At 63.8% G+C, this 22,842-nt stretch carries 20 protein-coding genes; 11 read left to right on the forward strand and 9 right to left on the reverse strand.

Features of this window, described 5'->3' with window-relative positions; translation table 11 throughout:
- Positions 1-53 precede the first annotated feature (53 nt).
- Positions 54-380: an NIPSNAP family protein gene (locus BIWAKO_RS17490; RefSeq protein ID WP_069879736.1), complete on the reverse strand. Its 327-nt coding sequence runs from the start codon at positions 378-380 to the stop codon at positions 54-56.
- Positions 381-389: 9 nt separating this feature from the next.
- Positions 390-1,598, reverse strand: coding sequence for a glutamine-hydrolyzing carbamoyl-phosphate synthase small subunit (carA, locus tag BIWAKO_RS17495; protein WP_069879737.1), 1,209 nt, complete (start codon positions 1,596-1,598; stop codon positions 390-392).
- 147 nt (positions 1,599-1,745) lie between these two features.
- Here carA and BIWAKO_RS17500 point away from each other — a divergent pair, with 147 nt between their 5' ends.
- The 3 genes from BIWAKO_RS17500 (at position 1,746) to rpoD (ending at position 6,467) form a co-directional block, all read left to right on the forward strand.
- Positions 1,746-2,216, forward strand: coding sequence for a GatB/YqeY domain-containing protein (locus BIWAKO_RS17500; protein WP_244523472.1), 471 nt, complete (start codon positions 1,746-1,748; stop codon positions 2,214-2,216).
- A 107-nt stretch (positions 2,217-2,323) separates the two neighbouring features.
- Positions 2,324-4,234, forward strand: coding sequence for a DNA primase (gene dnaG / locus BIWAKO_RS17505; RefSeq protein WP_069879738.1), 1,911 nt, complete (start codon positions 2,324-2,326; stop codon positions 4,232-4,234).
- A gap of 199 nt (positions 4,235-4,433) precedes the next feature.
- On the forward strand, positions 4,434-6,467 hold the full coding sequence (gene rpoD / locus BIWAKO_RS17510) for an RNA polymerase sigma factor RpoD (RefSeq protein ID WP_069879739.1): 2,034 nt from the start codon (positions 4,434-4,436) through the stop codon (positions 6,465-6,467).
- 62 nt (positions 6,468-6,529) lie between these two features.
- Here rpoD and BIWAKO_RS17515 read toward each other — a convergent pair whose 3' ends face one another.
- From BIWAKO_RS17515 to BIWAKO_RS35995, 4 genes are all read right to left on the reverse strand, one after another.
- Entirely contained in the window at positions 6,530-6,793 is a 264-nt protein-coding gene (locus tag BIWAKO_RS17515) for a DUF2798 domain-containing protein (protein WP_069879740.1), read from the reverse strand.
- Between the two features lie 177 nt (positions 6,794-6,970).
- Complete coding sequence (locus BIWAKO_RS17520; protein ID WP_069879741.1) at positions 6,971-7,288, reverse strand: hypothetical protein; 318 nt, start codon at positions 7,286-7,288, stop codon at positions 6,971-6,973.
- A 176-nt stretch (positions 7,289-7,464) separates the two neighbouring features.
- Positions 7,465-8,019 carry a TetR/AcrR family transcriptional regulator gene (locus BIWAKO_RS35990; protein ID WP_176733346.1) on the reverse strand — a complete coding sequence of 185 codons (555 nt, stop codon included), beginning with the start codon at positions 8,017-8,019 and terminating at the stop codon, positions 7,465-7,467.
- Positions 8,013-8,384 carry a hypothetical protein gene (locus tag BIWAKO_RS35995; protein ID WP_069882583.1) on the reverse strand — a complete coding sequence of 124 codons (372 nt, stop codon included), beginning with the start codon at positions 8,382-8,384 and terminating at the stop codon, positions 8,013-8,015. Before BIWAKO_RS35995 ends, BIWAKO_RS35990 begins: the two co-directional genes overlap by 7 nt.
- Positions 8,385-8,589: 205 nt before the next feature.
- Here BIWAKO_RS35995 and BIWAKO_RS17535 point away from each other — a divergent pair, with 205 nt between their 5' ends.
- Both BIWAKO_RS17535 and BIWAKO_RS17540 read left to right on the forward strand, forming a co-directional pair.
- A complete protein-coding gene (locus tag BIWAKO_RS17535; RefSeq protein WP_069879743.1) occupies positions 8,590-8,877 on the forward strand; it encodes an HlyU family transcriptional regulator in 288 nt (95 codons plus the stop codon).
- Between the two features lie 363 nt (positions 8,878-9,240).
- On the forward strand, positions 9,241-10,950 hold the full coding sequence (locus BIWAKO_RS17540) for a putative bifunctional diguanylate cyclase/phosphodiesterase (protein WP_141740139.1): 1,710 nt from the start codon (positions 9,241-9,243) through the stop codon (positions 10,948-10,950).
- A 51-nt stretch (positions 10,951-11,001) separates the two neighbouring features.
- Here the strand turns inward: BIWAKO_RS17540 and BIWAKO_RS17545 are convergent, their stop codons facing one another.
- Together BIWAKO_RS17545 and BIWAKO_RS17550 are read right to left on the reverse strand one after the other, a co-directional pair.
- Positions 11,002-12,021: a 2-dehydropantoate 2-reductase gene (locus tag BIWAKO_RS17545; protein WP_069879745.1), complete on the reverse strand. Its 1,020-nt coding sequence runs from the start codon at positions 12,019-12,021 to the stop codon at positions 11,002-11,004.
- Between the two features lie 59 nt (positions 12,022-12,080).
- A complete protein-coding gene (locus BIWAKO_RS17550) occupies positions 12,081-12,875 on the reverse strand; it encodes a hypothetical protein (RefSeq protein ID WP_069879746.1) in 795 nt (264 codons plus the stop codon).
- Positions 12,876-13,190: 315 nt separating this feature from the next.
- Between BIWAKO_RS17550 and BIWAKO_RS17555 the strand changes: the two genes are divergently transcribed.
- The 3 genes from BIWAKO_RS17555 (at position 13,191) to BIWAKO_RS17565 (ending at position 17,671) form a co-directional block, all read left to right on the forward strand.
- Complete coding sequence (locus BIWAKO_RS17555) at positions 13,191-14,846, forward strand: acetolactate synthase large subunit (protein WP_069879747.1); 1,656 nt, start codon at positions 13,191-13,193, stop codon at positions 14,844-14,846.
- Positions 14,743-16,242 carry an aldehyde dehydrogenase family protein gene (locus tag BIWAKO_RS17560; RefSeq protein WP_371331991.1) on the forward strand — a complete coding sequence of 500 codons (1,500 nt, stop codon included), beginning with the start codon at positions 14,743-14,745 and terminating at the stop codon, positions 16,240-16,242. The genes BIWAKO_RS17555 and BIWAKO_RS17560 overlap by 104 nt, the downstream gene beginning before the upstream one ends.
- 205 nt (positions 16,243-16,447) lie before the next feature.
- Entirely contained in the window at positions 16,448-17,671 is a 1,224-nt protein-coding gene (locus tag BIWAKO_RS17565) for an MFS transporter (protein ID WP_069879749.1), read from the forward strand.
- Here the strand turns inward: BIWAKO_RS17565 and BIWAKO_RS17570 are convergent, their stop codons facing one another.
- Positions 17,672-18,076, reverse strand: coding sequence for a VOC family protein (locus BIWAKO_RS17570; RefSeq protein ID WP_244523473.1), 405 nt, complete (start codon positions 18,074-18,076; stop codon positions 17,672-17,674). It abuts the gene before it with no gap.
- 274 nt (positions 18,077-18,350) lie between these two features.
- On the opposite strand from BIWAKO_RS17570, the gene BIWAKO_RS17575 reads away from it, so the two are divergent.
- The 3 genes from BIWAKO_RS17575 (at position 18,351) to BIWAKO_RS17585 (ending at position 22,808) form a co-directional block, all read left to right on the forward strand.
- Positions 18,351-18,761, forward strand: a complete 411-nt coding sequence (locus BIWAKO_RS17575) for an acyl-CoA thioesterase (RefSeq protein ID WP_069879751.1) — start codon at positions 18,351-18,353, stop codon at positions 18,759-18,761.
- A gap of 223 nt (positions 18,762-18,984) precedes the next feature.
- A complete protein-coding gene (locus tag BIWAKO_RS17580) occupies positions 18,985-20,124 on the forward strand; it encodes a TadE/TadG family type IV pilus assembly protein (RefSeq protein ID WP_210185090.1) in 1,140 nt (379 codons plus the stop codon).
- A 278-nt stretch (positions 20,125-20,402) separates the two neighbouring features.
- The gene (locus BIWAKO_RS17585) at positions 20,403-22,808 is read left to right on the forward strand and encodes a methyl-accepting chemotaxis protein (protein ID WP_069879753.1); all 2,406 of its coding nucleotides are present in this window, start codon (positions 20,403-20,405) and stop codon (positions 22,806-22,808) included.
- The last annotated feature ends 34 nt before the right edge of the window (positions 22,809-22,842 follow it).

Genomic DNA, 22,842 nt, shown 5'->3' on the forward strand with positions numbered 1-22,842 from the left:
AGGCAGGACATGGTCATGGCGCGCTTAAACCGCGGGCCGGTCGGTCTGTCAACTCAGAGCCTGGGGGAATAGTCGGTCAGCACCATCAGGCGATCCTCGATGGCGCCGACGAGGTCGCCATGCTCGATCGCGGTGACGCGTTTGATCTCGGTCCATTCCGGATCGGCCATGAAGCTCGCCCAGCGCGCCGCCTTGGTCTCGGCATCGGGCCAGGCAAGGATATAGGCGAATTCCGTTCGCGTTGCGCTCCTGGTTTCCCACATCCCCACGATCTCGAAGCCGTGGCGCGCCATGATGCGCGCCGCGTGATCGCGGAAGCGCACATGGAAAGCCGCCTTGTTGCGTTCGAATATCTCGTAGATGCGCAACTGGTGGAGCATCGTGTCGCCTCAGGCTGCGGCCTTGGCCTTTTCGGTTTCCATCAACTCCACGAAGCGGGCGAAGAGATAATGGCTGTCCTGCGGACCGGGGGACGCTTCTGGATGGTGCTGGACGCTGAACGCCGGGCGATCGTCGAGGGCGATGCCGCAGTTCGAGCCGTCGAAGAGCGAGACATGCGTCTCCTTCGCATTGGCCGGAAGCGTGGTGGGGTCGACCGCAAAGCCGTGGTTCATCGAGACGATCTCGACCTTGCCGGTGGTCTTGTCCTGCACCGGATGGTTGGCGCCGTGGTGCCCCTGCTTCATCTTCATGGTTTGCCCGCCAATGGCGAGCGCAAGCATCTGGTGGCCGAGGCAGATGCCGAAAGTCGGAATCTTCCGGTCGAGAAGTTCGCGAATGACCGGCACGGCATATTCGCCGGTCGCGGCCGGGTCGCCCGGGCCGTTGGAGAGGAAAACGCCGTCGGGGCTCAGCGCCAGGATGTCGGCGGCGCTGGTCGTCGAAGGCACCACGGTCACCTCGCATCCGGCCTTTGCGAGCAGGCGCAGGATATTGCGCTTAACGCCATAATCGATTGCGACGACCCTGTGTGCCACGCTCTCGCGCTTGCCGTATCCGGCGGGCCATTGCCACGGCGTCTCGCTCCAGTCGTAACGCTGGGCGGCGGTGACCAGCGGCACGAGATCGAGCCCGGCCATGTCGGGCAGGGCGGCTGCCTGCAGCTTGAGACGGGGAAGATCGAAGACGCCGTCGGGATTGTGGGCGAGGATCGCGTTCGGCATGCCGTTGTCGCGGATCAAGGCGGTCAGGGCCCGCGTATCGACGCCGGCGATGCCGACGATGTTGCGAGCCTTCAGCCAGGCATCGAGATGCCGCGTGGCGCGCCAGTTCGAGGGTTCGGTGATGTCGGCATGGATCACGATGCCGCGCACGCCTGAGGACGCCGCGGCGTTCACCGTCTCGGTATCCTCGTCGTTGACGCCGACATTCCCGATATGGGGGAAGGTGAAGGTGATGATCTGCCCGGCATAGGACGGGTCGGTCAGGATTTCCTGATAACCGGTCATCGCCGTGTTGAAGCAGACCTCACCCGGCGCTTCAGCGACGGCGCCGAGGCCGAAGCCTTCCAGCACGGTGCCGTCGGCTAGCACGAGGAGAGCGGTCGCGCGCGGTTCTGTCCAGCCGCCGGTGGCGGGGTTTCCTTCGGGAGCGGTCATGTCTATGTCTCGTCCAGGCCGCGACGAGGCGGCAATGTGTGGGGCGGGGCAGCGGCTTCGCGCTCCGCCGATCTGGAACGCGAGCCTTAAAGACGCCGGTCCACGTCGTCAATCGAGGCCTGCGCCGGCCTGATACAAGAAAAGGGAATGACGAACATGACGAGCCTGCGCGAGCGCTTCACCAGCGAGCTGAAAGAAGCGATGAAGGCCGGCGAGAAGGGCAAGGTCGGCGCGATCCGCCTGATCCAGGCTGCCTTGAAGGACAAGGACATCGAGGCGCGCGGCGCCGGCAAGGGCGAGGCCTCTGCCGACGAAATCCTCGCTCTGCTGCAGAAGATGATCAAGCAGCGCCAGGAATCGATCGCGATCTACGACGCCAATGGCCGCCCGGAACTTGCTGCCGGCGAGCGTGCCGAGGTCGACGTCATCTCCGCCTATCTGCCGAAGCAGATGGATGAGGGCGAGGTGAAGGCGGCGATTGCGGCTGCGGTGACCGAGAGCGGCGCGGCCTCGGTCAAGGACATGGGCAAGGTCATTGCGATCCTGCGCGCGAATTACGCGGGCCAGATGGACTTCGCGAAGGCGAGCGGTCTGGTGAAGGCTGCGCTCGGCGGTTGATCGCAAGCGAGCGCCGGGGCCGCCGGTGCTGTGGATAGAGCCGATAAGCCGGTCCGCTTGCGGATCGGCGATTGGCTTCCTGTGCGCCAGGCCCCACATAGGAAGCCATGAAGTTCCCCCCATCCGTCCTTGAGGAGATCAAGGCGCGGCTGCCGGTCTCGGCGGTCGTGGGCAAACGCGTGCGCCTCGCCAAGGCCGGGCGGGAATGGAAGGGGCTTTCGCCCTTCAATGCCGAGAAGACACCGTCCTTCTTCGTCAACGACCAGAAGGGCTCCTTCTTCGATTTCTCCTCCGGCAAGAACGGCGACATCTTCAAATTCGTGATGGAGACCGAAGGGCTCTCCTTCCCTGAGGCAGTCGAGAAACTGGCCTCCCAGGCCGGCGTGATCCTGCCGACCGTGACGCATGAGGCGCAGGTCCAGGAGGAGAGGCGCAAGGGGCTCCACGAGGTCGTGGAGCTTGCGGCGTGCTTCTTCGAAGCCGAGTTGGCGGCCGAGCGCGGCGCCGCGGCGCGGCGCTATCTGTCGGGTCGCGGCCTCGACGGCGAGCCGAGGAGGCAGTTTCGCATCGGCTACGCGCCGCCCGACCGTTTCGCGCTGCGCGACCATCTCGCCGGCAAGGGGGTCGATGCCGCCTTGATGATGGAGGCGGGGTTGCTGATCCATGGCGATGAAATCGCCGTGCCCTATGACCGCTTCCGCGACCGGATCATGTTCCCGATCCACGATGCGCGCGGGCGCGTGATCGCCTTCGGCGGCCGGGCGATGAGTGCCGAGGTTTCCGCCAAGTATCTGAACTCGCCGGAGACGCCGCTATTCCACAAGGGCCGGCTGCTGTTCAACCACCACAATGCCCGCAAGGCCGCTCATGATGTCGGGCAGGTCATCGTGGTCGAAGGCTATGTCGACGTCATCGCCATGACGATGGCGGGCTTCCCGCAGGTCGTTGCTCCGCTTGGCACGGCGCTGACCGAGGACCAGATCGGCCTGCTCTGGCGCATGGCCGACGAGCCTGTGATCTGCCTGGACGGCGACAAGGCCGGGCGCAAGGCGGCGAGCCGGGCGATCGATATCGGCTTGCCGCTGCTCGAGCCCGGGAAGTCGCTCGCCTTCGCCCTGTTGCCGGACGGGCAGGACCCGGATGACCTGGCGCGCTCCGGCGGCAAGGTCGCGATTGCCGAGGTGCTCAAGGCGGCGCGGCCGCTGGTCGACATGCTCTGGAACCGCGAGGTCGAAGCCGGGTCGCTCGATACGCCCGAGCGCCGGGCGGCCTTCGAGCGTCGTCTGAAGGAGGCGCTCGGACATATCCGCGACGAGGTGACGCGGCGCCATTATCGCATCGAGATGGAAGAGCGGCTGTCGCAGCTCTTCACCAGTGCCGCTCCTGCCCGCGCCGAAAGGAGTTTTGGCGGCGAAAGGAATTTTGGTGGAGGCGGGCAGTCGCGCGGACGAGGCGGTGCTCGCGGGCAGGGAGGGGCCGGCGCGAACCGCCAGGCCCTGCCGCTGAGGGCCAGCTCGCAGCTTTCGCGCTCGCGCATCGTGTCGCAAGGGCGCGGCGAGGATAAGCGCGAGGCCTTCATCCTGCTCGCATTGGCGAGCCATTCCGGATTGATCCTGCGCTGCGCCGATGAATTGTCGGAGCTTTCGCTCGACGGCATGGCGGCCGAGCGTTTCAGGCAGGTGCTGCTCGATGCCGCCTTCGGCGATGGGCTGGATCAGGATGCCCTGGCGAATCGGCTCGACCAGCCGAAGGTCCAGGACGCGAGGGCGGCGCTGATGGCTGTCACCGGTCCGGCCGAGCGGCTTAAACTCGCCCAAGCGGCTGATCCGGAATCAGTTTTTGAATCGATTCGTCAGGCAATCGTCTTGCATCATCGGGCGCGAACGTTACATAGCGAGTTGAAGGCAGCCGAGCGCGCACTGGCTGACGAAGCGACTGAAGCAAATTTCGCCTGGATCAAAGACGTCAAGGCCCGGCTCGAGAACCTCGAGGGCACCGAGGCCATGGCAGGTGATTGATCGGAACATAGCTTTCGCTGTCGTCGTCACTGTCGAACGGGGCATGGATGGTTCACGATTCCTAAGGAGGATCGGGTCCATCTGGTTGAGATGATTTGGGTGGGGTGAGCGCGCCGGACCAGCGGCCGCGCCGCCCTTTTATGCGTCGACATGGGGCACTTCGCGCCTCCTGCCACGCGAGAGTGCGGAGCGCTGATTGATGGCGACTAAAGCGAGCGAACGGGAAAAGACCGATCAGGTCGCACCGGAAGCCCCCCCGACCACTGATGGGCCGCTGCTGGATCTGACGGATCAGGCCGTACGCCGGATGATCAAGCTCGCCAAGAAGCGCGGCTATGTCACCTATGACGAACTGAATGAAGTCCTGCCTTCCGAGGAATTCTCCTCGGAGCAGATCGAGGACGTGCTTGGCCAGCTCAGCGAGCAGGGCATCAACGTCGTCGACAACGAAGATCCCGAGGCCGCCGGCGAGGAACGCGCCCAGCGCGGCAAGGACGGCGGCGGCGACGACGAGGAAGGCGAGGGCGATCTCGTCGAGACCTCCCGTTCGGCGCTGCCGGTCGAGGTCAAGCGCAATCTCGAGCCGACCGAGCGCACGGACGATCCGGTCCGCATGTATCTGCGCGAGATGGGTTCGGTCGAGCTCCTGTCGCGCGAAGGCGAAATCGCGATTGCCAAGCGCATCGAGGCCGGCCGCGAGGCGATGATCGCCGGGCTCTGCGAAAGCCCGCTGACCTTCCAGGCCATCATCATCTGGCGGGACGAACTCGTCGATGGCAAGGTTCTGCTGCGCGACATCATCGATCTCGAAGCCACTTATGCCGGTCCCGACGGCAAGAATCCGGTGCAGTTGCCGGGTGAAGAGGGCGAAGAAGGCGAAGGCCAGCCGGCAGGCGCCCCCCCGGCCTTCGGTGGCGAGGGTGGCGAACCGCCGCCCGAGATGGACGACGACGACATCGAGAACAATGTTTCACTTTCGGCAATGGAAGCCGAGCTGAAGCCGCGCGTGCTCGAGACCTTCGATTCGATCGCCGACAACTACAAGAAGCTGCGGCGCCTGCAGGACCAGGATATTGCCAACCGGCTGGAGAACACCAAGCTCTCGCCGTCGCAGGATCGCAAGTACAAGAAGCTCAAGGACGACATCATCACCGCGGTGAAGTCGCTCTCGCTCAACAACAACCGCATCGAAGCGCTTGTCGAGCAGCTTTACGACATCAACAAGCGCCTGATCTCGCATGAGACGCGCCTGCTCCGTCTGGCCGAAACCTATGGCGTCGCGCGCGACGATTTCCTCAAGCAGCATGTCGGCGGCGAACTCGACCCCAAATGGGTCCTGCGCGTCTCCAAGCTCGGTTCGCGCGGCTGGCGCGAATTCGTCGGGTCCGAGAAGGACCGGATCAAGGAGCTGCGCGAGGACATCCACACGCTCGCCTCCGAGACCGGCCTGGAGATCCAGGAATTCCGCAAGATCGTGCTGATGGTCCAGAAGGGCGAGCGCGAAGCCCGGCAGGCGAAGAAGGAGATGATCGAGGCCAATCTGCGTCTCGTGATCTCGATCGCCAAGAAGTACACGAACCGCGGCCTGCAATTCCTCGACCTGATCCAGGAGGGGAATATCGGTCTGATGAAGGCGGTCGACAAATTCGAGTATCGCCGGGGCTACAAGTTCTCGACCTACGCTACGTGGTGGATCCGGCAGGCGATCACCCGTTCGATCGCCGATCAGGCCCGCACCATCCGCATCCCGGTGCACATGATCGAGACGATCAACAAGATCGTCCGGACCTCGCGCCAGATGCTGCACGAGATCGGCCGCGAGCCGACCCCTGAGGAGCTGGCCGAGAAGCTCGCCATGCCGCTCGAAAAAGTGCGCAAGGTGCTGAAGATCGCCAAGGAGCCGATCTCGCTGGAAACGCCGATCGGCGACGAGGAAGATTCGCATCTCGGCGACTTCATCGAAGACAAGAACGCGATCCTGCCGATCGATGCGGCGATCCAGTCGAATCTGCGCGAGACGACGACGCGGGTGCTGGCCTCGCTCACGCCGCGCGAGGAGCGCGTGCTGCGCATGCGCTTCGGCATTGGCATGAACACCGACCACACCCTCGAAGAGGTCGGCCAGCAGTTCTCGGTGACGCGCGAGCGTATCCGTCAGATCGAGGCCAAGGCGCTGCGCAAGCTCAAGCACCCGAGCCGGTCGCGGAAGCTGCGCAGCTTCCTCGACAACTGAACCCGGCACTCGGGATCAACATAAGGGCGGCGCAAGCCGCCCTTTTCTTTTGAGCGGAACATTCAGCCTTGGCTGGGCGCGGCGACGACACGTGCCACCAGCCGTCGGGGTAGCACGACAAGCAGAGTCGGGAAGGCGACCCGCCAGGACACTCCCCAGGAGGCGGGCCAGGTACGGAGCGCGGTCATGGAAGGACCGAGCGCCTTCAAGGTCGAGATGCCCGAGACGACGAAGGTCATTACGATCGACAGGATGAAGGGCATGACGATGCCGGCATTTCGTGCCGGCAGCTTGCGGCGCGGGCGTGAGAGGTCAGTCGGAGACATGGAGAACAAGCTCTCAGGACAGGCGGCGTCGCTTGGGAGGCGCTTTAGGCATCCATCGGCGCAGCGCCGCGGTGGATGCGTTGCCTGACGTGAGACGCTTACGACCACTCCCTGGAGCGATGCGGGCCTTCTAACCGCTGCCTGGCCTCCTGCCAAGCACCACATTCCTTCCCCGATTCAGCGGCCGGCAAAGATGTCGGGCCTTGGCAGCGGCTCCCATGAGTTGCCTGCCGAAATCAGGCAGCTCTTGCCTTCGGGCGTGGTCGCAAAAATGGTCCAGCTGCCGGCCGGACCCGTAAAGAGCTCAAGTATATAGCCGCCCTCGGCGAGACCGTTGCCGACAAGATGTTCACCGTAGATCTCGCGCAAATGTCCGACGACCTCGCTTCGCGCTGCGCAAGGCGGCCCTCGCGGCGCCTGTGCTTGCGCAGGACCCGTGTAACTCAGTGTGGCGAGTGCGAGCAGCAGGGACGACAGCGTCCTCATCCGTCTCATGGCCACCTCCCTATTCAGAGGCGCCGCGAGAGAAGAACCTGGCGTCAAGGGGCACAACGGTCGCCCTGAACCCTTAAAACGTGGGATCCGGGCTGCCTGCTTTCAAGAAACGCCGAAAGTCGATGGGGGGATCACTGAACGGTGAGGTCAAGGTCCAGCCCTTCACCATGCGGTGGTCAGGTTCTGCCGGTCAGCTTCAGGAGCAACTGATAGCTTTCGGCCGCGCCGGCGCTGCCGGCGCCTGTGTCGATCTGCTGAAAGCCAATGAAGGCTGCGTATTCGAGACGAGCGAGAGCGAGCGCATTCTTGTCATCGAAGCGCCCGGAGGCTCGGTGCAGCCCGGCGAGATAGGCGATGCGCTCACGGTCCACCTCGGTGCAAACGCGCATCACGGCGGTGTCGTTGGCGCCAAGCCGGCGCATGCCTTGCTCGACGCGGCTGTCGAGGCGCAGCGCCATCTGGTCGAGGAGGGAGAGCCTCGCGTCGGGCTGTTCGCCGGTATCGGCGGCTTCGACGAGCTGGCGGGTGTAGCTCTCGCGCCAATGCTCCGCGAGTGCGGTGAGATAGGCCTCGCTCGTCACGAAATGCGCGTAGAATGAGCCCTTGGTCTTGCCGCCGCGTCGGCAGAGCGCTTCGATGGTCACGCCGGCTGGGCCGGCTTCCGCAAGCGCCTCGAGGCCGAGGTCGAGCCAATCCTTCAGTGAGAAGCGACGGGCGGCCGCCTTTACCACCACAGGCCCAGTGCGCCACAGGCGGCCATGGGAATGAACAGGGCCCATTGCGGGAAATGAGCGGGCCTCAGCCGGAAGCGGCGGATCATGGCCAGGCTCCAGAGGGCGAAGAGCCCAGCGCACCCTGTCGCAAACGCCCCAAGGTCGCGGCTGCCTGCGTGCCAGGCAACGAGACTGAAGGCGAGTGCGAGCCCCGCCAGCACGATCGTTACCAGGTGCCAGCAATAGTAATTGGTGAATTTGGGCACTTTGCCCAACCCGCCGGAGGCAAGGAGCGGCTGGGCAACCTCGCGCCCACCGAGCCAGACATGGATCACGCAGGTCAAGACTGCGATCGCTGCAGCGGCCAGGAACCAACCATTCATCCGAGTGCTCTCGATGTGCATTTAATACCATACAGTATGGTATTAAATGCGATGTGTGGCAAGGAGGCAAGAGGACACACGCGATGGGGAGTTGTACGATGGCTGAGGAGCGCCCGCGTCGCTCAATATGTGTGAAGATGCGGGAGGCTGGCTCCCTCTCGGGCTGTTTGTGCCCTATAGAGATCGAGATCGCGATGGAGGCCCCATGTCATTCCTGAAATCCCTGTTCGGTCTTGGTGAGAAGGCCGAGAAACCGGCCCCTGGGCCGCTCAAGACTTTGGAGCACAGAGGCTTCACGATTCACGCCACGCCTTACCAGGAGGGCGGGCAGTATCAGCTTTGCGGCGTCATCGAGAAGGATGTCGGTGGTGACCTGAAGACGCATCGCTTCGTGCGGGCGGATCGTTTCCCTGGTGTGGCGGAGGCCGCCGACTTTACCTTGTTGAAGGGGCAGCAGCTCATCGATGAGCAGGGCGAAGCCATTTTCAAATAGAATGACTGCTATCTCGATGGTTATTGTTCCTTACTCTACGATATTATTGCTTTTTATCTGAATTTATTCCTCTGTCGTTTCGTATATATTTGATATTATGCGATGTATTCCGCCGTAGTATGTTTGCAAATCTAGGTATTTTGTTCGAATTAGTTCTGTCTGTCGGTTTTTCTCCGTCCCATTTGATCGGGGGTTTAATCTTTTATTGGCAACTCCGTGCTGTCATCGCTCAGTGACCACAGAATGAGGCGACACGGAATTCTCGATGCATCGAGCTGCTGCCGACCCAGAAGCTCCTGAACACGCCTCGCAAACACAGCGGGCGCCGTGATATCCGGGCTTGCGACCTTCGCCGGGAGCGACGTGGATCTCGCGCCCCTTGTTGCTGCAATGCCGCTGCTAGGCTCTCGCGCCGCGGATGACGCCTGGCTTGCGAGCGTCCTCGATCAGCTTCCTGCTGCCGTCTATATCACGGATGCCGATGGGCGCCTGAGCTACTTCAATCGCGCTGCTGCCGAGTTCGCCGGCCGCGAACCGCGCATTGGCGGGGATTTCTGGTGCATCTCGCACCGCTTGCTGACCAAGGACGGTGAGCATCTGCCGCATGACCAGTGCCCAATGGCGATTGCGCTGCGCGAAGGCCGACCCATCCGGGGCGTCGAGGCGCAGGCCGAGCGGCCGGATGGGAGCTGCATCCCTTTCATGCCATTTCCGACGCCGCTCTTCGATGCCAGCGGCAGGCTCGTCGGGGGCTTCAATCTGCTGGTCGACATCAGCGAGCGAAAGCATGCCGAGAAGAAGATCGCCCATCTATCCCGCAATGATGCCCTGACGGGGCTCCCGAACCGTTTCGCCCTTCGCACATATCTGGCCGAGCGCATGGAGCGCGCGAAGCATGAAGGCGAGAGCTTCCTTGTGATGCGGATCGATCCCGACCGCTTCAAGTGCTTCAACGAGGAGTATGGCCAGGCGGCTGGAGACGGCCTCCTGATCGAACTCGCCAGGCGTCTGGGATCGATCGAGGGCAGCTTCGCGGCGCGAATGGGCAGCGACGAATTCGTCCTGGTGTCGCGACACTCCCCTGGTGGAGAGCATGGTCTCTTGCAGGCCGAACAGGTGCGACTTGCCCTGGAAGCGGATTTCATTAACGGAACGGCCCGTCACGCGGTGAGCGTCAGCATGGGCTGCGCCCGCTTCCCCGAGGACAGCGACAGCGAAACTGGATTGCTCGACGCCGCCAATGCGGCCTTGCGTCTCGCCAAGACCGAAGGGCGCAGCCGCATCCGGATGTTTGACTTTGCCGAGCAGGAGCGCGAGCGCGAACGTCTCGACCTGCGCGCTCATCTGCGCCAGGCCATCGAGACCGGGGCGATCCTGTTGCATTATCAGCCGCAGTTCCGGGCGGATGGCAGCGTCGTCGGATTCGAGGCATTGGCGCGCTGGCGCCATCCTTCGCGTGGTGTCGTCTCACCCTCGTTGTTCATCCCAGCAGCGGAAGAGGGCGGGCTTATCGCCGCGCTCGGAGCTCACGTCCTTCGCGCGGCCTGCCGCGAAGCGGTGCGTTGGAAAGAGCCTCTCAGGATCTCCGTCAACATCTCGCCGCTCGAATTCGCCGCTGACGCGCTGCCCGGCCTCGTAGAGGAGGTGCTGAGGGAGACCGGCCTCGATCCGGAACGGCTGGAACTCGAGATCACCGAAGGGGTGATGGTCACCGATGCCGTCCGCGCCATGGCAACCCTGTCGCGCCTGCGCGCACTTGGCGTGCGGATCGCGCTCGATGATTTCGGCACGGGCTATTCGTCGCTGTCCTATCTTCACCGCTTTCCTTTGACGACGCTGAAGATCGACCGCAGCTTCGTCGCAACGCTCGGCGTCACGCTCGAAGCCGTTGCGATCACCCGCGCCATCATCCAGCTTGGGCATGCCCTGGGCATCGAGGTGGTGGCGGAAGGCGTCGAAACACCCGAACAGCTCGACTTCCTGATCTGCGAGGGTTGTGACTCGACGCAGGGCTATTTGCTCGGCCGGCCACTGGATGCCGCAGCCTACGCCCCGCTGACTGGTAGCGCCTGAGCAGCGGCGCACGCTCATTCCGACCAGCTATTGCCGAAGGGCCCGCTTCTCCTACGGGCCTGCCGCCTGCAGCAGTTCCGCGAGCAGGGATTCTCCGGACCAATGCCGGCGCGCGGCGCTGCTCTCGGCCGCCTGCACCAATGCATGCAGCCGCTCGTTCACTGGCGCGTGTGTTCCGTGCTGCTCGGCCAGGCGCAGCACCTCGCCATTGATCCAATCGATCTCGGTCGGGCGGCCGGCAGCAAGGTCATCGGCCATCGAGGAGCGCGCGACGGGGTCGATCGCCAGCATCTTGCTTGCCAGCCTCGCAAACAGCCAGTCAGGCGTATCGAGCAGCTGGGGAAGCCAGTTGGCCGGCAATGGCGTCAGCCGTGCCGGACGAATGCCTGAGCGGTCCAGCAGGGCGAGTGCCTCCGCTTGTGCCAGCGCAAGGCAACGCCGGTAGGGGCGTTGTGACAGTTCCTCCTTCAGAGGGACGTTGGCGAGTGCGTTGATCGCATTGTTGAGGTTGAACAGCAGTTTTGCCCATTGAACCGGCACGATGTCCGGGTACTGGCTGAGCGGCAGCCCGGCGGCTGTGAAGGCTGCGAGATAGGGAGCAAGCTCCGCATGCGCCTTGACCGCAAGCGCGCCTTGCGACGCCTGATGAAAGGTGCCTGGCCCCGACGCCACCACATTGAACGGGACCATGCCCTCCAGCACGGTTCGGCCTGGCAAGGCGTTACGCAGACGGTCGGCATGGCCCAGGCCGTTCTGGAAGCTGATGACGACGGTCTTGGGGCGGAGAATCGTTGCGAGTTCGGCAGCGGCAGCATGTGTCGCGGCCGATTTCACGGTCACCAGTACCAGTCCAGCTGCCCTTGCAGCCCCGGCATCGGTCGAGAAGTCGATGGCCGATGGCGGGAGCTGCCAGCGTCCACCCTGGTAATGCGACAGTGCAAGGCCATGCCGGCGAATCTCGGAGGCGATGCGCTCACGCCCAACGAATCCGACATCGGCGCCGGCCGCAAGCAGTCGCCCGCCGATATAGCAGCCGACCAAACCGGCGCCGTGTATGCAGATCCCTGCCATCGGGAAAGGATGCCCAACGCCCCCATCCGCAGCAAGCCGGACGCCAGCGCGCTTCGCTCCTATTTCTCCGGGAGGAGGAAGGTCAGCGTGGCACGAACGCCCCAGCGCGGCCCTTCGGTCGGTCTTACCGCATAGTACTGGAAGCCTAGTCCGGCACTCATCGCCTGATTGCCGAGCTTGAACACCTGGCCGACGCCGACATTGATCGGAACCGTCCATTGCCTGGCGATCCAGTCGTAACTTGCCTCCGTATTGAGGGAGAGGCTGAGGCCCTTGCCAAGGCTGTACGACAGGAAGGGCTGCAGGAAGGTCGCGCTGACATCCTTGCGTCCTTCGGGGCCGGCATAGGACCAGATGTGATTGGCCAGCCCGCCTACCGTCCATGCTCCGTCCTGAACCAGCATCAGGGCGGTCGGCCCCGCTCCCCATTTGCCCGAGCCGAAGCGGTCACTTGTTGCGGTCGGCCACATGAAGGCCGGCCCGATACCCCAGACGAAACCGTTCTTCGGGGTCTTCGGCGTGAAGAAGAAGCTCTGGGTGGTGTCGCCAAGGCCAACACCATCGGCCGGGCCGTAACTTTCACGGTGTATGACGGGCAGGATTGTCCTGACGATCAGGTTCCAGTCCTGATTCAACGACACCGGGATGACCGGCTGGATGTTGCTGGTCGACGAAAAGCCATCACGATCGGGCCCGCCACGGAACTGGAAATTGCTTTGGATCGGTACGCTGATCATGCTCGCGACCGGGTTCTGCAGCTTTTTCGAGAGCTCCTCGGCATCCTGCGCGCTTGTGGTGGCGATCGCGATCGGCGCGCTCGCGGCCATCAGGGCGAGCAAAAGTCCCCGGTTCATCGTCAGTTCTCCGGGGTCGGCCAGGCCAGCGAATCGGAAAGTGGGCGTGGCTAACCTAGAGACGCTGCGTCAACCGCTGCCAAGCCTGCACGTTTGCCCGATAGTTTCCGTGCACCGGAATTGCTCGCCGCCGATGCTATTCGGCATCTGACCTTTAGCCATGAGAGGCGACTGCCGGCGCGCTGGTCGGCTCCCCTGGCAAGGAATGCCCGCGCGACGAATACCGAGGCAACCTGGCCGATGATGCTTTCCCTTCGCGCTGCGGCGCTCTAGCCTCTGCCCCTGGGGCAGTGCTCTTGTGAAAGGCAGCAAGTGATGAAGAAGGGGTCCGATCTCCTGGTCGCGGCGCTCGAGAATGAGGGCGTCGACTGCATCTTCGGCGTCCCGGGCGAGGAGAATCTCGATGTCGTCGAGTCCCTCCGCAATTCCGGCATCAAGCTCGTCCTGACGCGGCATGAGCAGGCTGCGGCCTTCATGGCGGCGACGCATGGTAGGCTGACGGGCCGACCGGGGGTCTGCATCGCGACGCTCGGACCGGGCGCCCTGAATTTTTCGACCGGCGCGGCCTATGCCCATCTCGGTGCCATGCCGATGATCATGATCACCGGCCAGAAGGCGATCATGACCGCCAAGCAGGCGCGTTTCCAGATCGTGGATGTCGTCGCCTCGATGAAGCCGCTGACCAAGATGACACGGCAGATCGTCAGCGCCGCCAGCATTCCGGCTGCTGTGCGCGACGCTTTCCGCGTTGCGATGGAAGAACGGCCGGGGCCGGTGCATCTCGAGTTGCCCGAGGATGTCGCCGCCGAGGAGATCGACGACATTCCCGTCATCCCGGTTCATCCGCTCGAGCGACCGGTTGCGCAGACCGGGGCGCTCGACCGTGCGGCCGAGATGATCCTGGCGGCAAAGAGGCCGCTGGTCATGATCGGTGCTGCCGGCAACCGGCCGCGCCTCGTTGAGGCACTCTCGGCCTTTGTGCGGCGTACAAGGCTGCCCTTCTTCAACACCCAGATGGGCAAGGGCGCGGTTACCGGCGGCTCGAACCTCTATATGGGGACCGCTGCCCTCTCCGAACGCGACTATGTCCATGAAGCCGTGAACCGAGCGGACCTGATCATCTCGATCGGTCACGACACGGTCGAGAAGCCGCCCTTCCTGATGCAGAGCGCCGGCGGTCCGAAGGTGATCCACATCGGCTATCAATCCGCCAATGTGGAGCAGGTCTACCACCCCGACGCCGAGGTGATCGGCGATATCGGGGCGACCGTGACGCAGCTCGCGGAACGGCTTGGCGGCAAGCTTGAACCCGATGTGTCGCTGCTCGACCTGCGCCAAAGGATCCTGGCACGGATCAATGATCGTGCCGACGAGGACCGCTTTCCGATCACGCCCCAGCGCATCGTCCATGATGTGCGCCAGGTGATGCCGGAGGATGGTATCGTCTGCCTCGACAATGGCATGTACAAGATCTGGTTCGCCCGAAACTACCGCACCCATGTCGCCAATACGCTGCTGCTCGACAATGCGCTCGCTACGATGGGGGCAGGGCTGCCCTCGGCGATGATGGCGGCGATGCTGTATCCCGAGCGCCGCGTCATGGCCGTCTGTGGCGATGGCGGCTTCATGATGAACTCGCAGGAGATGGAAACCGCGGTCCGACTCGGCCTCAATCTCGTTGTCGTCATCCTGAACGACAATGCCTATGGCATGATCCGCTGGAAGCAGGCGGTCGATAATTTCCCGGATTTCGGCCTGACATTCGGCAATCCGGATTTCGTCCGCTACGCCGAGGCCTATGGCGCCAAGGGGTCACGCGTCGTCGCGGCGGAGGATCTTGCTCCAACGCTGGAAGCCGCGTTTGCAGGTGGCGGGGTTCATCTCGTCGAGGTGCCGATCGACTATTCCGAGAACACGCGCGTTCTGGTGGACGAGTTGCGCAACCGCACGCCCGATATCGAGCTGGCCTGACGGGAGGGGGACGATGCTGCAGGTTGTTCAAGCCTTTGACCGCGCTCCTATCGCCGAAATCGAGACCGATGACGCTGCTGCGCTTGAAGCCAAGCTGCGGGCGGCCGAACATGTGTTCCGGGATCGGGATGGCTGGCTGAAGCCCCATGAGCGCATCGCCATTCTGCGGCGACTGGCCGGTCTCATGGACGCCCGACGCCATCATTTTGCCATGCAGATCGCGCGCGAGGGCGGCAAGCCACTGCCGGACGCTATCGTTGAAACCACCCGCGCAATCGACGGCGTGCACAATGCTGCAGACGAATTGCGGAATTTTGCCGGGCGCGAGATTCCGATGGGCCTCTCGGCGGCGGGAGCGGGCCGCTGGGCCTTCACCACCAAGGAGCCGATCGGGATCGTCGCCGCGATCTCGGCCTTCAACCATCCGCTGAACCTGATCGTGCATCAGGTCGCTCCGGCGATCGCCGTCGGCTGTCCGGTGATCATCAAGCCGGCCGGCCCGACGCCGCTTTCCTGCCGCGATTTCGTGGCCCTCGTTCACGAAGCCGGCTTGCCGGAGGACTGGTGCCAGAGCTTCATTCCTGAGAGCAATGCGCTCGCCGAGAAGTTGGCGACAGACCGGCGCATCGGTTTCCTGAGCTTCATCGGCTCGGCGAAGGTCGGCTGGTATCTGCACAGCAAGCTTGCCCATGGCGCACGCTCGGCGCTGGAACATGGCGGGGCGGCACCCGCGATCGTCGATCGCGGCGCCGATCTCGATCGGATCATCGAGCCGATCGTCAAGGGCGGCTATTATCATGCGGGGCAGGTCTGCGTGTCGACGCAGCGCATCTTCGTACATGAGGACATCGCTGCGGCGTTCACCGAACGCCTGGTCGCGCGGGTCGCGAAGCTGCGCGTCGGAGATCCGACGCTTGCCGATACCGAAGTCGGGCCGCTGATCCATCCCCGCGAGGCCGACCGGATCGCCTCCTGGGTCGAGGAGGCCGTGAGCGGTGGGGCGAAGCTCGCGATCGGCGGCGGCCGCATCTCGGAAACGACCCTGCAACCGACCGTGCTGCTTGACCCGTCCACAGAGGCAAAGGTCTCGCGCGAAGAGGTCTTCGGGCCTGTGACCTGCGTCTATCGCTACCGGCGGCTCGATGACGCGATCGCACAGGCGAATTCGCTCCCGGTCGCGTTCCAGGCCAGCGTCTTCGCGCAGGATATCGATGTCGCGATGCGGGCCGCCGACCGTCTCGATGCTTCCGCGGTGATGATCAACGACCCGACCGCATTCCGGACCGACTGGATGCCTTTCGCGGGACGACGCGAGTCCGGCTACGGAATTGGCGGCATTCCCTTCACCATGCGCGAGATGGCGCAGGAGAAGATGATCATGATGCGGCGTCCGTAGCCTGGTCCGCGGGCGAACCGAGGTCTCGCGGGCTAAAGGGGTAGGCACCCCGCGCGCCGCCTCCCTTTGGTATGCCGGAACTGCCGCGTCGCGCTGCGGACGCCGTGCCCCACTGCGGCCGGCGCGCTTGCCGCCTGGGTTCGCGGTGCCTAATCATCGCCGCGTCATAAGAGAGCCGTTCTCCGAAATCGGCCGGCGAGGAAACATGTCTCTCCAGCACGAGCGCTACGCGCCTGATTCCTCCTATGCCTGGCTGCGGCTGGCGATGGCGCTACTTGTCGGCACCGTCGCCTGCGTCGGCACCTGGTCGGTGGTCGTCGTGCTTCCCTCCGTTCAGGCTGAGTTCGGCACTGCGCGGGCGGGTGCTTCGCTGCCCTATACCGCCGTCATGCTCGGTTTCGGCCTCGGCAATATCCTGATGGGCCGGATCGCCGATCGTTACGGCATCGTCGTTCCGATCGTGATGGGCGGGATCTTTCTCGGTGCGGGCTATGTGCTTGCGGGTCTTGCCGGCACGCTCTGGCAATTCGCGCTCGCCCACGGCCTGCTGATCGGGATCGGCGGCGCTGCGGGGTTCTCGCCTCTGATCGCCGATCTCTCGCACTGGTTCCGCAAGCATCGCGGGCTCGCCGTGGTCTTCGGCGCATCTGGCAGCTATCTCGCGGGTGTGATCTGGCCGCAGGTGATCACCTGGGGATTGCAGAACCATGGTTGGCGCGCCACGCATATCGGAATTGGTCTGACGGCGCTGGTCGTGCTGGTGCCGCTTTCCCTGTTCTTCCGCAGGCGCCCGGCCGCGGAAGCGCTGGCAGCGGCCGAGGCTTCGAGTGCCGGGGCTCGCGGCGATCTCGGTCTTTCCGCGAACCAGCTGCAATTGCTGCTTTCGGTCGCCGGCTTCGCCTGCTGCGTCGCAATGGCGATGCCGCAGGTCCATATCGTCGCCTATTGCGGCGACCTCGGCTATGGCGTCGCGCGCGGCGCCGAAATGCTCTCGTTGATGCTGCTGCTCGGCATCGTCAGCCGCATCGGTTCCGGCTTCGTCTCTGACAGGATCGGCGGAGCGGCAACCCTGGCGCTTGGCTCGGTGATGCAGGGTGTTGCGCTCTTCCTCTATCTCTTCTTCGACGGGCTGACCTCGCTCTACATCGTCACCGGCATCTTTGGCCTGTTCCAGGGCGGGATCGTGCCGATGTATGCGGTGATCATCCGCGAGTACCTGCCGGCCAAGGAGGCCGGGGTGCGGATCGGCATCGTGATGTCGGCGACGATTCTCGGAATGGCCTTCGGCGGCTATATCTCCGGGCTGATCTACGACCTCTTTGCCTCCTATAGGGTGGCCTTCCTGAACGGGCTGGCCTGGAACCTGATCAATCTCGCCGTGGTCTCCTGGCTGATGCTGCGGGCAAGGCCACGGCTGCAGGCAGCCTGATCACCCCGCCATCGGTCCCGGCCGATAGGTGCCGAAGCACCAGACATGGCCCTCCGGATCCTTGCAGATGAAGTCGCGGCTGCCATAGGGCTGGTCGGTCGGCTCCATGCAGATGTCGGCACCGGCCCTGCGGGCGCGCTCACAGCGGGCATCGATATCGTCGGTTGCGACATAGGGCGAGGCTGTGGTGCCACCGAGCTCAGCCGGGCGTGAGACCAGCTTGCCGAAGGGATTGTTGTCGGCAGAGCCGAGCATCACGAAACTCTCGCCCATGCGAAGCTCGCCATGGAGCAGGGTCTTGCCGTCGTCCGAGTAATAGGCAGCGTGCTTCTCGAAGCCGAAGGCCTCGATCAGCCAGTCATACATGCGCGGAGCGTCGGCATAGCGCAACGAGATGCAAATCATGGTCGGTGCCTCGTCATGACGTCCTCCTGAACGACTGATCATAGCGCAGGAGCCAGGACCGGTGTCTCTGCGATCCATGGATCGTCAGCGCCACACTGAGAGCCTCTCCAGCAGCGGTTGGTCTTTCCCCGCAAGGATGATGCCGGAAGGATCTTCGCCGGCTCCTGCGCAATTGTCTCGAGGCTGTTCGTGGGGATTGCCACAGGCTTCGCGCTGGCGCCGATGCTGCATCGTGTGCTCCATTCCTTCCATGTCGGAGAGGACAGGAGCGGAAATGATTGAGCCAGGCTTAAAGCCGGACGAGGAGCCGTTGGGCGATTTGACGGTTCGCACCATCGCCATGCCGGCCGATACGAATGCCAATGGCGACATCTTCGGCGGCTGGGTGATGTCTCGAATGGATTCGGCGGGCGGAATCGCGGGCGTCGATCGGGCACAGGGCAGGGTGGTGACGATCGCGGTCGAAGCCATGACTTTCATCCGCCCGGTCAAGGTCGGCGATGTGCTCAGCGTCTACACCCATGTCGAATCCGTTGGCCGGACCTCGATGAAGATCCATGTCGAGGCCTGGGCGAAGCGCTTTCGGACGACCCTGCACGAGAAGGTCACCGATGCGACCTTCACCTTCGTTGCGATCGACGAAGAGGGCCGTCCGCGGCCGGTGCCGCCGCTTCCCGGCGCATAGGCGCCAGGCTGCTGCCAGATTTCTGCGATCTCGCTAAAGGTTTCTTCACTGCGCCAAGAGGTTGAGGCAGCGCATTAACGATTGTGACAGGGCCAGATGGTTCCTTCCATGGGTCAAATTCCATTGGACAACCATCGCCATGCATCGCTCGGTCGTTCTTCGTCTCCGCAAACTGACCGTTCTGTCGTCACACCTGCACAGTGACGAACGGGGTGCCGTTGCGATGATCTTCGCGATCCTGCTGGTACCGCTGATCGCGCTCATCGGCGTTCTCGTCGATACCTCGCAGGCCCAGAATGCCCGCATCGATCTGCAAAGCGCACTCGACTCGGCGGTTCTGGCCGCGGCCAAGCTGAACGAAAGCGACAGCGAGCGGCTTGCCGCCGCGAACCGCTACCTTACGGCAGCCCTGCCGCCGGGCTTTCCCGGCACGGCCGTCATCTCGAGCTTTGCCATCGTCGACGGCGCGGCGGCGGTGAAGGGGGATGCGAGCGCGAACGTCAAGACGATGTTCGGCAACTTCATCGGAGGATCCACGACCAAGGTCGCGACCACGGCGAAGGCACTCATCGCAAAGCCGCAGGTGCGTCACCTCGATCTGGTGATGTGCATCGATGCGACCGGGTCCATGCAGAACACGCTCAACGCGGTGAAGAACGCTGCCCTGAACTTCGAGAAGAACCTGAACGATGAGCTGAAGGCGAAGAAGATCGATCCCTTCGAGTCGATGCGGGTGAAGCCCATCTTCTACCGTGATTTCGGGGGCAATAGCGGCACCAAGAAGGACCCTCGGGACTATGGTGACCGGCCTCCCATGGAAATTGGCGAGTTCTGGAGGCTGCCCGATCAAGCGACACTCTTCTCGAGTTTCGTCTCGCCCGAAAAGGCCAGCGGTGGGGGCGACCTGCCTGAATCGGGCCTTGAATGCGTCAATGAGGGCATGAATTCGACCTGGATCAAGAAGGGCGCGGCCGTGGTCGGTGGAGCGAGCGCAGGCCAGCTGATCACGGCGTCGTTCAACGTCATTGCCGTCTGGACCGACGCTGATGCGCATCAGCCATCCCACAGCCAATCCCTGAAGAATCCCGATTATCCTGCCGCTGACATCATGCCACGGACCTGGACCGGTACGCCGCCAGCTGCCCCCGGCCTCAATTACAAATGGAGTTCCAGCGTCAAGATGGATCAGGAAAACAGGATGCTGGTCTTCTTCGGCGATTCAGGCACGACAAACTGGTTGCCAGTGAGGAAATGGGCCGGTTTCTTTCAGGGGGGAACGCTGACCGAAGGCAATACGCAGCTCGTCAAGAAGCTCGCGGAAGCCATCGCAACCAAGACAAAGATACCGACGCTGACGCACTGAGCCGGCACCGGTGCGAGCCAGCCTTTCGAAGAGGTTAACGGAAGCTGAATCGGCCGCTCCATCGGGCGATTCAGAACAGGGCGCTCACTTAAGCGTTTTTTAAGCGCATGTCCCCGATCTTAGGGTTCAAGAAGCCTAACTCTAAGGGCTGACCTAAAGAGAGCTGGGGAACTGTTCATGCCTGATCAACGAGGCTCCTGCCGAGCCCCGCTGTCTGCGTCGCGGTTTCCTTCCTGAGGCCCCGCCGTCGCGCGCTGCATGCATCCCGGAGAACGACTATGAAGAAGGTCAAGAAGCCCACGCGGCAGCGCACGCCGCTGCGCGTCGGCATTGCCGCGCGCATCTATGCCGCGCTCGGCATTCTGACCGTATTGACGATCGTCGCATCCGCGGTCGCCTGGTTTTCCTATGGCCGGGTGAACCAGACGGTCAACGACATGATCGAGAACAAGATGCCGGTGGTCGAGCTGGCGCTCGAGCTCTCGCAGGCAGCAACGAAATCCACGGCACTCGCCGCACGCTTCAGCGAAGTCCAGAATGCCAAGGAGCGGTCCGAACTGACGGGGGAGCTCGATCTCATTGAAGCCAAGCAGTTCGAGCTGCTGCGCAAGGTCTCCGATCGCGGGCAGGACAAGGCAAAGGCCCAGAAGGCGATCGATGAACTCTCGCGGCAGATCAACGATCTCAACGACCTGACGGGGCAGAGGCTCCGTAACGCCAGCGAGGCGCAGATCGCGGTCGAGACTCTTGGCAAGGCTCGGGAGGACTTCGTCAAGGCCGTCGGCACCGAAGCTGAGGAGGCGAAATTCAATCTCGCCTATGGCATCGAGAATGCGGCCAATCTGTCGGGCGACGAACTGACCTCAGCGCTGAAATCCCTTGCCGGCCGCGACTTCACGGCCTTCGACCTGGCCAGGAGCCTGCAAGCCGATGTTAGCGAGCTCAGCGGCATCCTGCGCGAAATCGCCCAGATCAGCGACAGCTCGCAGCTCGGAACCGCGCGCGAACGCTTCCAGGCGATTGCCAAGCTCGTCCGCACCGGCCTTGCCGATGCCGAGAAGATCGTGCCGAACCAGGGCCGTGTGCGCTCGGTCAATGCGATCCTCAACGTCGCCGAAGGCAGCAGCGGCCTGTTCGACGTGCGCGACCGCGACATCGTGACTCAGGGGGCTATTCGCGCCGGCCTGTCGGACCTCAATCGTGCGGCTGAAGTTGTGCGCCGCGAGGTCGAGACGCTGGTCAAGGCGGCCCGCGACGAGGCGCATTCCGCGGGCACGTCGACCGGCAACCTGATCGAGGACAGCAAGTGGTGGCTCGGCGCAATCGGGCTCGGCTCGCTGCTCGTCGCGCTGGCGCTCTCGCTCTTCTATGTCCGCCCGATGATCGTCGGCCGTCTCAACAAGCTGTGGACGGCGACACGGGCCATTGCCGATGGGCAGCTGGACGCAACCGTAGAGACCAAGGGCAATGACGAGATCTCGGACATTGCGCGCAGCGTGCTGCTGTTCCGCGACAATGCCTTGGCGCTGCGAGCCGCCGAAGCGGCGAAGATCGAGGACGAGGCCCTGGCGCAGCAGCGCCGTCGTGAGATGATGCAGGAGCTGGGCGAAGCCTTCGGCCAGGTGGTCGAGGCCGCGGCCGCCGGCGACTTCAGCCGCCGCGTCTCGGCAAGCTTCGCCGATGCCGAACTCAATGCGCTTGCGGGTTCCGTCAATGCCCTGCTCGAAACCGTCCAGGCCGGGCTCTCGGAGACCTGCGAAGTGCTGGCCGAACTGTCGGCCGGCCAGCTCTCGACCCGGGTCGAGGGCAGCTATCACGGCGCTTTCGCCGAGCTCAAGGACGGTGCCAACGGCCTCGCCGACGAATTCGAAAGCACGCTGGCGCGTCTTTCGGATACGGTTTCGGCCGTGCGCAGTGCGACCAGCGAGATCCTCGATGGTGTCACAGACCTCGCCGAGCGTACGACGGAGGAAAGCAACGCTGTCTCGATGGCGACCAATCAGCTCGGCGCCTTCGCGGGCACCGTGAAGAAGACGGCTGACGAAGCCTCGCAGGCCATGGGCATGGCCGAGAGTGCCGAGCAGCGTGCCCAGCAGGGCGAAAAGGTCGTCGCCTCGGCGCTGGACGCGATGCGTCGCATCCGCGCCTCGTCCGACAAGATCTCGGAAGTCATCTCGATGATCGACGAGATCGCCTTCCAGACCAACCTGCTGGCGCTCAATGCGGCGGTTGAGGCGGCGCGCGCCGGCGATAGCGGCCGCGGTTTCGCGGTCGTCGCGGCCGAGGTGCGCAGTCTCGCGAAGCGCTCGGCGGATGCCTCGAACGACGTCAAGCGCCTGGTCGAGGCCGCGCATGGCGATGTCGCGGTCGGAGTCGGCCTCGTCGAGGAGACGTCGGCGATGTTCGAAAGCATCGTGTCCTCGGTCAATGATCTCTCCGGACTGATGAACGGCATCTCGCAAACGGCGCGGAGCCAGGCGAGCGACGTATCTGCCATCAACAACGAGATCGATGGCATCGGTACGATGGCGCACCAGAATGCTGCGCTGGTCGAGGAGACGAATGCCGCGCTCGCGCTGACGGATGAGCAGACCCGCGCGCTGACCGAGCATATCGGGCGCTTCCAGTTCCGTGAGGGGCACGTCGCCGGGCACGGCGGGATGTCGGTCGCCCGGGCCGCCTGAGCGCTTCCCCCTTCATCCATCGTGACAACGGCCC

It is taken from the genome of Bosea sp. BIWAKO-01, assembly GCF_001748145.1.
In the GTDB taxonomy this organism is placed as follows: domain Bacteria; phylum Pseudomonadota; class Alphaproteobacteria; order Rhizobiales; family Beijerinckiaceae; genus Allobosea.